Genomic DNA, 11,959 nt, shown 5'->3' on the forward strand with positions numbered 1-11,959 from the left:
GCTATCGCACGGCAGGATTATCGCGGCGTGCTCAGGAGTCTAGCGCCGGCCGCCGCCGCCCCATTTCTTCTGCACCTTGCCGTAGCGCGTCTTGCGCGTCCCCGGCTTGCCCTCGTTGCTGCGCCCCATCACCGGCGCCTTGCGCTGGTCCTCGGGCAGGCCCAGCTCCTCGGCCTCCAGCGCGCGAATCTCGTCGCGCAGACGCCCGGCCTCCTCGAATTCCAGGTTCGCCGCCGCGTCGCGCATCTTCTTCTCGAGCTCCTCGATATAGGCGCGCAGATTGTGGCCGACCATGTGCGGGCGATCGGCATCGATCTCCACCGTCACCTGATCCTTCGAGGCGACATGGGCGATGATGTCGCCGATATTCTTCTTCACCGTCTCCGGCGTGATGCCATGCTCGGCATTATACTCCTGCTGCTTCTCGCGGCGGCGCCCGGTCTCGGCAAGCGCGCGCTCCATGCTGCCGGTCATGCGATCGGCATAGAGGATCACGCGCCCTTCCACGTTGCGCGCCGCGCGGCCGATCGTCTGGATCAGCGAGGTCTCGCTGCGCAGAAAACCTTCCTTGTCGGCATCGAGGATCGCGACCAGCCCGCACTCCGGGATATCGAGGCCCTCACGCAGCAGGTTGATACCGACCAGCACGTCATAGACCCCCATCCGCAGGTCGCGGATCAGCTCGATGCGCTCCAGCGTCTCGGTATCCGAGTGCATGTAGCGGACCTTCACGCCCGCCTCGTGCATATATTCGGTCAGGTCCTCGGCCATGCGCTTGGTGAGCGTGGTCACCAGCGTGCGATACCCCTTCGCCGTCGTCGCCTTGCACTCCTGGATCAGGTCCTGCACCTGCTCCTCGACCGGCTTGATCTCCACCGGGGGGTCGATCAGCCCGGTCGGTCGGATCACCTGCTCGACGAACACGCCGCCCGCCTGCTCCATTTCCCAGCCGCCCGGAGTGGCCGAGACATAGACGGTCTGGGGGCGCATCGCCTCCCATTCGTTGAAGCGCAGCGGCCGGTTGTCGATCGCGCTCGGCAGGCGGAAGCCATATTCGGCCAGCGTCACCTTGCGGCGATGGTCGCCGCGCGACATGCCGTTGATCTGGCCGATCGTCTGGTGGCTCTCGTCGACGAAGAGCAGCGCGTTCTCGGGGAGATATTCGAACAATGTGGGCGGCGGCTCGCCGGGCAGGCGCCCGGTGAGGAAGCGGCTGTAATTCTCGATGCCGGCACAGCTGCCCGTCGCCGCGATCATCTCCAGGTCGAAATTCGTGCGCTGCTCCAGCCGCTGATGCTCGAGCAGCTTGCCCTCCCCCTCCAGCTCCTTCAGCCGCTCGGTCAGCTCGTGGCGGATGCCCTCCATCGCCTGCTTCATCGTCGGCCCGGGCGTGACATAGTGCGAGTTGGCGAAGACACGGACATAGTCGAGGCTCGCCACCTTCGCGCCGGTCAACGGGTCGAACTCGGTGATCTCCTCGATATCGTCGCCGAAGAAGGAGATGCGCCAGGCGCTGTCCTCATAGTGCGAGGGGAAGACCTCCAGGCTGTCGCCGCGCACCCGGAAGGCACCGCGCGCGAATGCCGCGTCGTTGCGCTTGTACTGGAGTGCGACGAGCTTGCGGATGATCTCGCGCTGGTCGACCGTCTGGCCCTTCTTCAGGTCGAAGATCATCGCCGAATAGGTCTCGACCGAGCCGATGCCGTAGAGGCAGCTTACCGAGGCGACGATGATCACGTCGTCGCGCTCAAGCAGCGAACGCGTCGCCGAATGCCGCATCCGGTCGATCGCCTCGTTCACCGAGCTTTCCTTCTCGATGTACGTGTCCGACCGGGGCACATAGGCCTCGGGCTGGTAATAGTCGTAGTAGCTGACGAAATATTCGACGGCGTTCTCGGGGAAGAAGCCCTTCATCTCGCCATAGAGCTGGGCGGCCAGGATCTTGTTGGGCGCCAGGATCAGCGCCGGGCGCTGCAGCGTCTCGATCACCTTGGCCATGGTATAGGTCTTGCCGGAACCGGTGACGCCGAGCAGCACCTGGTCGCGCTCGCCGGCCCGAGCCTGCTCGACCAGCTCGGGGATCGCGAAACGCTGGTCGCCCGAGGGCTCATACTCGCTGACGAGCTTGAACGACCTGCCGCCCTCGGACTTCTCCGGGCGCTGCGGACGGTGGGGCACGAAGCTCTGCCCGGTCTCGGGCTCGGCCAGGCTGGTGCGAATCTGGATTGCCATCGGACGGAATATGGGGTGTGGCTCGCCCATACGCCAACCCCGGGGGATGAGATGCGCTCTTTGTGCCTGTCGGTGGGCTTACTGCTTCCGTTCAGCGGAATTCAGGACACGCCCTCGACCATCGAGAGCGCAAGGCAGACTGGCGAAATACGGTTGAAGAATGCCACGGTCGAGGAAGTCATCCAGCAGACGGAAGCGGTGAGGTTGCGTTCGGTGCTGCATGCGGGTGACTGGGAAACCAGCTTCGTCGGAGTCAAATATATCGATGGAGCTACCTCTCATGCGGCGGCAGGCAGAATTCGGCCCGAATCGTCTGCACAACCCAGAATAAAGCGCCTGTGCCTTAAGGATGCCCCCGCACCGCTCGATCCACTAACGCTGGCAGCAGGCCCTTCAAGTTGCTCCTTCCAAAAATTCTTGGCAGTTGCCGGTCAAATCAATGCCGAGATGACTTGCAAAGGAGCGCACCTCACTGCGACCGGCGTCTCTCTTCCTGAGGCGTACGACATAAGCATCACCCTGACACAGACCTCGAATGCCAAGATCGAGGCCGTGACTTTGATCCATGTCACCGGAAAGCGGATCGGAGACTGCATACCGTGACTGTGTCATCTGGATCTGGGTTTGGCAGATCGGATACCGATCCAGGCTTGTAATCTCCCCCGACATCCGCTGTGGCTGGCGCATACGCTAACCCCGGGGGACATCATGCGCCTGACGATTTTCGCCGCCGGAGCCCTGCTCCCGCTCGCCGCCTGCAATCAGGGGCCCTCGACCGAGGAGAGCGCTCGCCGCACCGGCGATATCCGCCTGGAAAATGCCAGCGTCGAGGAAGTCGCCAAGCAGGCCGCCGCGGCGGAGACCAAGGCGCCCGGCAAGCCGGGCCAGTGGGAAACCAGCATGCAGCTCGTCGCGCTGGAGCCGGGCGCGATGCCCGAGGCGATTGCCGCCAAGATGCAGGAAGATGTGGGCAAGCCGCCCCGCACCGAGCGCGGCTGCCGCAAGACCGATGAGCTCAAGCCGCTCGACATCTCCAGGCTCGGCGCGATGGCGCCCGGCTGCCGCTTCTCCAAATATCGCTTCGTCGGCGGCAAGCTGGATGCGGCGATGGAATGCGACACGCCCATGGGCAAGGCGCAGGCGAGCTTCAGCGGCACCCAGACGCCGACCGCCTTCGACCTGACGATGACCCAGCGCCAGACCCCGACGGGGCAGGCCAAGGCGACTTCCATGACCCTGCGGCTCACCGGCAAGCGCCTCGGCGAATGCAAGGCCTGATCCGCGGCCGCGCCCCGGGGGAATGCGCGCGATAGCCCCCGGGCTATTCGCTGCGATAGGCGATGCGCCACATCAGGGCGCCGATCCCCGCGGCGAACAGCGCGAGGATCCCACTCGACGCGACGGCGCTGATCCAGCGGAACAACAGGGCGCGGCTGTCCATCGGCGGCATCTCGAACAAGCCGAAGCCATAGGTCTGCGCGCCGACGAAGATGGCGAGCGCCGTGACCGCGCCGACCAGGGCGGCATGGCGGGCGCGGCGCAGCCCGGCAACGTGCATCACCAGCCAGAGCGGGCCGCCCACCGCGGTGATCGCGATGCCGGCGATCAGGCTGCCGATCAGCCAGCCGCCGGCCAGGCTGAGCGGATCCCGCTTGCCGCCGAGGAGCAGCAGCCCGAGCACGATCAGGCCCGCGAACACGCTCCCCACGCCGAGCGCGAGCCCGGCGCGGTCGATCGTCGTATCATAGCGTCGCACGGCGCCCGTCGCGCGGTTGTTCACTGGGGGACCCCTCCCGGATTCGCCGGAAGATAGACCCGTGCCCCCAGTCCCTTCAAGCACCTGAAATGCGTTCGCCGCACGGCTCGGCGCGCGGAGCGGGGCGGTGGCGGCGCGGCTCAGTCGACGATGGTGAAGCCCGGGACTGCCCGCTTCTCGCCGCCATCATGATACATGTCGATATGCACATCGACTGCGTCCCCGCCCGGGCACCGCACCTTGTAGAGGTCGACAATGAAGCCGAAGGGGCCCGCGCCGACACTGCCGGCCCGGTCGAATGCGGGCGCGGCGCCATCGGCGCAGCGCAGCCGGGCGAGATAGGCGCGCTCGCCCTCGGGGCTGTTCTCGCGCACCGGGTTCTTCGCGCTGCCGAGCGGGGACTGCTCGGCCTTGGCGATCGCCTTTTCGAGCTTCTTGCCCTTCATTCCGCTGCCCAGCGACAGCATCATGTCCCGCGCGCCATTGGGCGTCTTGCCCTCCTGCCCCTGCAGCGGCGCGGCGGCGGTGGCGAACCCGGCGATCACCGCCAGGGCAACGAACTTGCGCATCTTCCCTCTCCCCCCTTCAGAGACGCTGCGAGCCTAACCCGTGCGGCCGATGCGGGAAAGTCAGCGCAGCGCGTCGAACCGGCCGGCCTGGATGCAATGGCCGAGCGCGGCATAATCGGGCGGCGGCGGCGGCGTGCCCAGCGGCGGCACCGCGAAGCTCTCGCCGATCCGGCGCGCGGCGAAACGGGCCGGATCCACGCCCGCGCAGCGCAGCATGCCGCGCAGCATGAACGGCGGCGTGGCATAGCCCTCGCGCGAGAGGCGGAAGGTGCCCCAATGCACCGCGAGCGCGCTCGGCCGGCCCAGCCCGTCCCACACGCGGATCGCGTCCTGCGGGCCGATATGCGTGCCGCTGGCCATCTGCCCCTCGTCGAAGCGGAACGCGCCGATCGGAATCACGGCGAAGCGGACCGGGCCGAGCGCCGCCGCTTCGGCCGGCCATTTGCCGTCGCCGAGACCGGTGTCGCCCGCGAAGAAGAAATTGCCGTGCGGCAAATGCACCACGAAGCTCGACCACAGCGCCCGGCTGCGATCGACGAACCAGCGGCTGCCCCAATGGTGGCTGCGCGTCACCGTCACCACCGGGCCGGATCGCCGCGCGGTCCCCTGGCCCCAGTCGAGCGCCGTCGCTTCCACGCCGGCCGCGGCCATGATCGCGTCGTTCCCCAGCGAGGTCACGATCAGCGGCCGGTCGCGATCCCACAGCCGCTTGAGCGTCGCCAGGTCCATATGGTCATAGTGATTGTGGCTGACGAGGACGATATCGATCTTCGGCAGGTCCTCGAAGCGCACGCCCGGCGCGGCAACCCGGCGCGGCCCGATGCCGAACGGGCCGACGGCATCGCTCCACACCGGATCGGTGAGGATGTTGATGCCGTCCGCCTGCACCAGCACCGTGGCATGGCCGATCCAGGTGACGCGCATCTCGCCCCCCTCCACGCGCGCCGGGGGCTTGGCCGGCGTCACCGCCACGCGCGCGGGCCAGGCGGGCCGGGTCGGGTCGCCAAAGATCTGCTGCCGAAGCAGCCGGTTGCGGCGGGCGGCGGAGATGTCGAGCGCGTCGCCGTCGGGATTGAAGAAGCGCTGCCCGTCGAAATGGCCGGTCACGGGCCCCTGATAATAGATGCGGTCGAGGAAGAAGGGCGCGATCGTGGCGACAAGGCACAGCGCCACCGCGATCCAGAGCAAGACGGCGAGGACGATCCGGACCAGGCGCATTGCCGACCATGTCGTTACGCATCCGCACGTCTTCAAGCTTGATCGCGATGCGGCGCCCAGCCTAACCCCGGCGACATGGATCCACTGCCCCAGACCCCCCAGCAAGCCGCGCTCGCGCTGGAGAAGCTCGCCGCCGAGATCGCGCACCACAACCGGCTCTATCATGCCGAGGACGCGCCCGAGATCAGCGATGCCGACTATGACGCGCTGATGCGGCGCAACGCCGCGATCGAGGCTGCCTTCCCCGATCTGGTCCGCGCCGATTCGCCCTCGCGCCTGGTTGGCGCCGCGCCGTCCGGCCGCCTCGCCAAGATCGCGCATGCGCGGCCGATGTTCAGCCTCGACAATGGCTTCGACGATGCGGACGTCGCCGATTTCCTCGGCCGGGTCCGCCGCTTCCTGGCGCTGGGCGATGCCGAGCCGGTCGCGCTCACCGCCGAGCCCAAGATCGACGGCCTCTCCTGCTCGCTGCGCTACGAGAAGGGCCGGCTCGTCCAGGCGCTCACCCGCGGCGACGGCCAGATCGGCGAGGACGTGACCGCCAATGCCCGGACGATCGGCGACGTGCCCCACGAGATCGCCGGCGCGCCGGCGATCCTCGAGGTGCGCGGCGAGGTATATATGGCGAAGGCGGATTTCGCCGCGCTCAACGCCCGGCTGCTCGCCGAGGCCGCCGAAACCGGCAAGGAGGCGCGCCAGTTCGCCAATCCGCGCAACGCCGCCGCCGGATCGCTGCGCCAGAAGGATGCCGCGGTCACCGCGGCGCGCCCGCTGCGGTTCCTCGCCTGGGGCTGGGGCGAGACCGCGTCGTTGCCGGGCGACACCCAGGCGGAGGTGATCCGCGCGATCGCGGCGATGGGCTTTCCCGTCTCCGACCTGTTCGTCGGCCCGGTCGATCTCGAGGGTGCGCTGGCGCAATATCGGAAGATCGAGGCGGTCCGCGCCGACCTGCCCTTCGACATCGACGGCGTCGTCTACAAGATCGACCGGCTGGACTGGCAGGCCCGGCTCGGCTTTGTGGGCCGCGCGCCGCGCTGGGGGCTCGCGCACAAATTCCCTGCCGAACGGGCCCAGACCACGCTGCGCGACATCGATATCCAGGTCGGCCGCACCGGCAAGCTCACGCCGGTCGCGCGGCTGGAGCCGGTCACCGTGGGCGGCGTCGTCGTCACCAACGCGACGCTGCACAATGCCGACGAGATCGCGCGCCTGGGCGTGCGCCCCGGCGACCGGGTCGTGCTGCAGCGCGCCGGCGACGTGATCCCGCAGATCGTCGAGAACCTGACCCGCGACGCGGATCGCACGCCCTGGTCCTTCCCCACCCATTGCCCGATCTGCGATTCCGAAGCCGTGGCCGAGGAAGGCGAGGTCGACATCCGCTGCACCGGCGGGCTGATCTGCCCGGCCCAGCGGCTAGAGCGGCTCAAGCATTTCGTCAGCCGCGGCGCGCTCGACATCGAGGGGCTGGGCGAGAAGACGCTGATCGAGCTGCTCGACCTGGGCTGGATCGCCGAGCCGGCGGACATCTTCCGCCTCGCCCCTCATCGCGAGGAACTGCTCGGCCGCGAGGGTTGGCAGGAGAAGTCAGTCGACGCGCTGCTCGCCGCGATCGAGGCCAAGCGCGCGCCCGATGCGGCGCGGCTGCTCTTCGGCCTGGGCATCCGCCACATCGGGGCGATCACGGCGCGAGACCTATTGAAACGCTATGCAACATTGCCTGCGCTCCAGGCGCTCGCCGACCAGGTCATCGCGCTGCGCGATGCAACGCCGCCACAGATCGGTGAGACCGAGACGAAACACCGCGCGCGGCTCGACAAGGCAGTCGCCGAGCATATCGGCGTGGAGAATGTCGGCGGCGCCGTCGGCCAGGCACTGGCCGATTTCTTCCACGAGCCGCACAACCGCGCGGTGTGGGAAGATCTTTTGCGCGAAGTCTCGCCGCCGCCGTTCATCGTCGCGACCCGCGAATCGGAAGTATCTGGAAAGACGCTGGTTTTCACCGGCACGCTGGAGGCGCTGAGTCGCGACGAGGCCAAGGCCCAGGCCGAGTCGCTGGGGGCCCGAGTCGCAGGATCGGTGTCCGCCAAGACCGATCTGGTGATCGCGGGGCCCGGCGCCGGCTCGAAGCTGAAAAAGGCCGCGGAACTCGGAATCCGCGTGATTTCGGAGAGCGAATGGCTGCAGATCGTCACCACGGTGGAGTGACTTTTTTGCAACGCAACAATCCTGAATCGCAGATTAACCGGCCCGTCCCACAGGACTCGGATTGACTGTCACAGGACCGACATAAATTAATCGCATGGGCGGCGACGACGGTGAACCGCACCGCGTTCAGTGCAGACGATAAGCACACACCGAAAGGGAAACACCTCTAATGCGCACCAAGCTTTTTGCGGGCGTGGCTTTTGCCGCGCTGATGGTCCCGGGGGCGGCGTTCGCGCAGTCCACCGGTACGCAGGACTTCGAGGGCGAGACCGAGATCGTCGTGACCGGCGGCCGTGCCGACAATGGCGTGAACGGCATCATCATTCCGGACACCTCGCGGGCCAAGGGCGTCCTCACGCAGGAATTCATCGAGCGCCAGGCGCCGGGCGCCAGCGTCAACGACCTGATCAACCAGCTCCCGGGCGTCAGCTTCCAGAACAACGATCCGTACGGCTCGTCGGGCGGCTCGATGAGCATCCGCGGCTTCGACTCGACGCGCATCAGCCAGACCTTCGACGGCGTGCCGCTGAACGATTCGGGCAACTACGCCATCTATTCGAACCAGCAGATCGATCCGGAGCTGATCGAGCAGGTCAACGTCAACCTCGGCTCGACCGACGTCGACTCGCCGACCGCCGGCGCGACCGGTTCGACCGTCAACTACCGCACCCGCGTTCCCAGCCGTGATTTCGGCGTGAAGCTGGTCGGCTCGGTGGGCCAGTACGGCTTCTTCCGTACCTTCGGCCTCGTCGACACCGGCGAGTTCACCTCGGCCGGCACGCGTGCGTGGTTCTCGGCGAGCCAGGCACGCAACTATCAGCGCTGGAACCCGAACTCGAAGATCGACAAGCAGCAGTTCAACGCCAAGATCTATCAGCCGCTGGGCGATAGCGGCGACTTCGTTGCGATCGCCGGCCACTACAACCAGAACCGCAACAACTTCCAGGGCTCGGTGCCGCTGCGTTGGGACACCGTGCAGCGCGGGGTCGGCTGCGCCGTCACCACCACCCCGTGCCCCACGGGCCAGCAGGTCGTCACCACCACCGGCGTGCGCAATACCGGCGTGAACGGGACCGACCGCTACCCGATGAACAACGGCGAAGCGTTCTACAACATCCCCGCCTGCACCATCAACACGGTGGCTCGCGCGGGCCAGGCCGACCTGGCCAACAGCTGCGGCTCGACCTTCGACGAGCGCTTCAACCCGTCGAACACCGGCAATATCCGCGGCCAGTCGCGCTTCACCCTGTCTGACGGCCTCGTCCTCACGGTCGATCCGAGCTACCAGGTCGTGAAGGCGAACGGCGGCGGCACCGTGGTGGCGAACGAGTCGATGTTCGACCTCAACCCGGCGGGCTCGCCGGCGCGCGCGAACTGCAACACCACCGCGAACAGCGGCACGGTGAACTGCCAGCCGGGCTATTGGGGCGGCAACCCCTATGCCGGCCGCGACCTGAACGGCGACGGCGACACGCTCGACACCGTCCGCGTCCTGGCCCCCAGCCAGACCCAGACGCACCGCATCGGCGTCATCGCGTCGCTGCGTTACGACCTGTCGTCCGACCAGAGCGTCCGTATCGCCTACACCTATGACCGTGCGCGCCACCGTCAGACCGGCGAGCTCGGCTATCTCCAGCTCAACGGCAAGCCCTTCGACGTCTTCCCGGTCAACAACCCGATCCTGGATTCGAACGGCAAGGCCCTGCAGAAGCGTGACCGTCTGTCGTATGCGATCCTCCAGCAGGTCGCGTTCGAGTATCGCGGCGAGTTCTTCGACAATGCCCTGAAGATCAACGCGGGCATCCGCGCGCCGTTCATGCGCCGCAACCTGACCAACTACTGCGCCACCTCGAGCGCTTCGGGCTTCATCGAGTGCGGCTCGCAGGTCGCCGGCTTCCTCGCCGGTACCCCGACCCAGACGGTGACCGCCAGCGCGGCGGCCGCTTCGGGCGCCACCTGCACCACCACGGCGCCGATCACCTGCACCTTCCCGACCCAGGGGCCGCAGCAGCGCATCCTGAACTACAAGCGCGTGCTGCCGAACATCGGCTATACCTGGGCGCTGACCCCGCAGGTCGACGTGTTCGGCAACTACTCGAAGGGTCTGCAGGTTCCGGGCACGGACAACCTCTACAACTCCTTCTACTTCCCGAAGGGTTCGGAGCGCGCGACCCCCAAGCCCGAGACCACGGACAATTTCGACCTCGGCGTGCGCTATCGCTCGGCGACGCTGCAGGCGCAGCTCGGCGCGTGGTATACCAACTACAAGAACCGTCTCGCCTCGTCCTACGATCCCGAGCTGGAAAAGTCGGTCTACCGCAACCTCGGCACCGTGCGTAAGTACGGCTTCGACGGCTCGGTGACCTACCAGCCCATCAAGGAGCTGAGCGTCTATGCCTTCGGTTCGTACCTCCACTCGGAGATCCTGAACAACGTCGAGGTGGCTCGCACCACCGCCGGCGCGATCATCTATGCTCCGACTGCCGGCAAGCGCGAATCGAACGCTCCCGTCTACACCTTCGGTGGCGGCGCGACGGTCGACATCGAGCCGGTGTCGCTCGGCATCGACGTGAAGCGCACCGGTCCGCGCTACATCTACGACACCAACGAGCCGATCCGTCAGGCCATCACGCTGAACTCGGGTGCTCCGAATCAGTCGGTCCAGACCTTCGACATCTTCCCGGCCAAGACCCCGGCCTACACGCTGGTTGACCTCAACGCGCGTGTCGACCTCACCTGGGCCGGCCTGAACAAGAAGACCTATTTCCAGGTCAACGTTCGCAACCTGTTCAACGAGTTCTGGGTTGGTTCGGTCAACAGCGGCAACGGCGCGCTGAACCAGGGCCCGACCTACAACGCGACGACGGGCGCGATCACCAACTACGGCAACCCGCCGTTCACCCAGATCGGTTACCCGCGCACCGTGATGGGCACGCTGGTCGTCGGCTTCTAAGCCGAAACCCGCTTCCCGATCGGGAACACGAAGCCGCCGCTCCGGAAACGGGGCGGCGGTTTTCGTTTGGGCGGCTTGCTTGCGCGGCTTGCGGGCGGGGCGCGCCTATTCTCCATCTTCACCCCACCATTCCTACCGTCATCCCAGCGTTCCCCGCCGTCATCCCCGCGCAGGCGGGGATCCAGGGCCGGAAGCAGGCGCGCGAGGACCGGCATGCCGGCTCCGCCGTCCCCGCGCGCGAGTGCTTCGCCTGCCCCATGCTGCCGCGGATCCCTGCCTGCCCGAGGATGCGTTCAATGGCTTGTTTGGATTCTCGCCTGGGCGAACAGGCCTCGGGCTCAGCGCGGCATCAGCAAGTCACGCCTCGGCCGCCCTGGCATAGAGGCTGTTCAGTGGCCGGGCGAAGACGCGGCGCACCATCGGCTCGAAAAAGGCGAGCGGCGCACTGTCATAGGCGGGATCGAACGCCGCCTGATCGTAGCGCTCGCAGAATTCCGCGCATGCCTCGAAATGCGCATGGCCGCGAAACCCCTCGCGCACATCGCGGTCCAGCCCGAGATGGTGGAAGAAATAATAGCCCTGGAAGGCGCCGTGCTTGTCGGCGATCCAGTGGAGCTCCTCGCTGACGAAGGGGCGCAGGATCGCGGCGGCGATCTCGGGATGGTTGTAGCTCCCCAGCGTGTCCCCGATATCGTGGAGCAGCGCCATCACCACATAGTCCTCGCCGCGGTCGTCGCGATGCGCGCGCGTCGCGGTCTGAAGCGAATGCTGCAGCCGGTCGATCGCGAATCCGCCGAAATCCCCATCGAGCAGCTTCAGGTGCGTCAGGATCCGATCGGGCAATCCGCCCGCAAAGCCGCGGAACGCCCCGCCGATGATCGCCCAGTCCTCGGCGGTGCCTTCGGTCATCGCATGGAATTTCGCGCGTTCGCCGCCCTGGTCCATCCTCGCTCTCCGCAATGGCCCGGTCTTGCGCCGGCGCGGACAGCCTACGCCTCTTTGCCCCCGCTTGTCAGCGGTGTTAGA

General features: G+C 67.0%; 9 protein-coding genes. 4 read left to right on the forward strand and 5 right to left on the reverse strand.

What is annotated here, in order from left to right; genetic code table 11:
• Positions 1–39 precede the first annotated feature (39 nt).
• Positions 40–2,232, reverse strand: a complete 2,193-nt coding sequence (gene uvrB / locus ACIQCS_RS19290; RefSeq protein WP_345848841.1) for an excinuclease ABC subunit UvrB — start codon at positions 2,230–2,232, stop codon at positions 40–42.
• A 15-nt stretch (positions 2,233–2,247) separates the two neighbouring features.
• Between uvrB and ACIQCS_RS19295 the strand changes: the two genes are divergently transcribed.
• On the forward strand, positions 2,248–2,835 hold the full coding sequence (locus ACIQCS_RS19295; protein ID WP_345848843.1) for a DUF3617 family protein: 588 nt from the start codon (positions 2,248–2,250) through the stop codon (positions 2,833–2,835).
• Between the two features lie 105 nt (positions 2,836–2,940).
• The gene (locus ACIQCS_RS19300) at positions 2,941–3,510 is read left to right on the forward strand and encodes a DUF3617 domain-containing protein (protein ID WP_345848845.1); all 570 of its coding nucleotides are present in this window, start codon (positions 2,941–2,943) and stop codon (positions 3,508–3,510) included.
• 43 nt (positions 3,511–3,553) lie between these two features.
• Here ACIQCS_RS19300 and ACIQCS_RS19305 read toward each other — a convergent pair whose 3' ends face one another.
• The 3 genes from ACIQCS_RS19305 to ACIQCS_RS19315 all read right to left on the reverse strand — a co-directional run bounded on the left by ACIQCS_RS19305 (position 3,554) and on the right by ACIQCS_RS19315 (position 5,775).
• Positions 3,554–4,012, reverse strand: coding sequence for a hypothetical protein (locus tag ACIQCS_RS19305; protein WP_345848847.1), 459 nt, complete (start codon positions 4,010–4,012; stop codon positions 3,554–3,556).
• Between the two features lie 116 nt (positions 4,013–4,128).
• Positions 4,129–4,557 (reverse strand): hypothetical protein, encoded by a 429-nt coding sequence (locus ACIQCS_RS19310; protein WP_345848849.1) that lies wholly within the window; start codon positions 4,555–4,557, stop codon positions 4,129–4,131.
• A gap of 60 nt (positions 4,558–4,617) precedes the next feature.
• Positions 4,618–5,775 carry an MBL fold metallo-hydrolase gene (locus tag ACIQCS_RS19315; RefSeq protein WP_345848851.1) on the reverse strand — a complete coding sequence of 386 codons (1,158 nt, stop codon included), beginning with the start codon at positions 5,773–5,775 and terminating at the stop codon, positions 4,618–4,620.
• Between the two features lie 75 nt (positions 5,776–5,850).
• On the opposite strand from ACIQCS_RS19315, the gene ligA reads away from it, so the two are divergent.
• Positions 5,851–7,980 carry an NAD-dependent DNA ligase LigA gene (gene ligA, locus ACIQCS_RS19320; protein WP_345848853.1) on the forward strand — a complete coding sequence of 710 codons (2,130 nt, stop codon included), beginning with the start codon at positions 5,851–5,853 and terminating at the stop codon, positions 7,978–7,980.
• A 169-nt stretch (positions 7,981–8,149) separates the two neighbouring features.
• Positions 8,150–10,933, forward strand: coding sequence for a TonB-dependent receptor domain-containing protein (locus ACIQCS_RS19325; RefSeq protein ID WP_345848855.1), 2,784 nt, complete (start codon positions 8,150–8,152; stop codon positions 10,931–10,933).
• A 357-nt stretch (positions 10,934–11,290) separates the two neighbouring features.
• Here the strand turns inward: ACIQCS_RS19325 and ACIQCS_RS19330 are convergent, their stop codons facing one another.
• Positions 11,291–11,878: an HD domain-containing protein gene (locus tag ACIQCS_RS19330; RefSeq protein WP_345848858.1), complete on the reverse strand. Its 588-nt coding sequence runs from the start codon at positions 11,876–11,878 to the stop codon at positions 11,291–11,293.
• Positions 11,879–11,959 lie beyond the last annotated feature (81 nt).

This window comes from Sphingomonas sp. NPDC092440 (genome assembly GCF_044754985.1).
In the GTDB taxonomy this organism is placed as follows: Bacteria; Pseudomonadota; Alphaproteobacteria; order Sphingomonadales; family Sphingomonadaceae; genus Sphingomonas.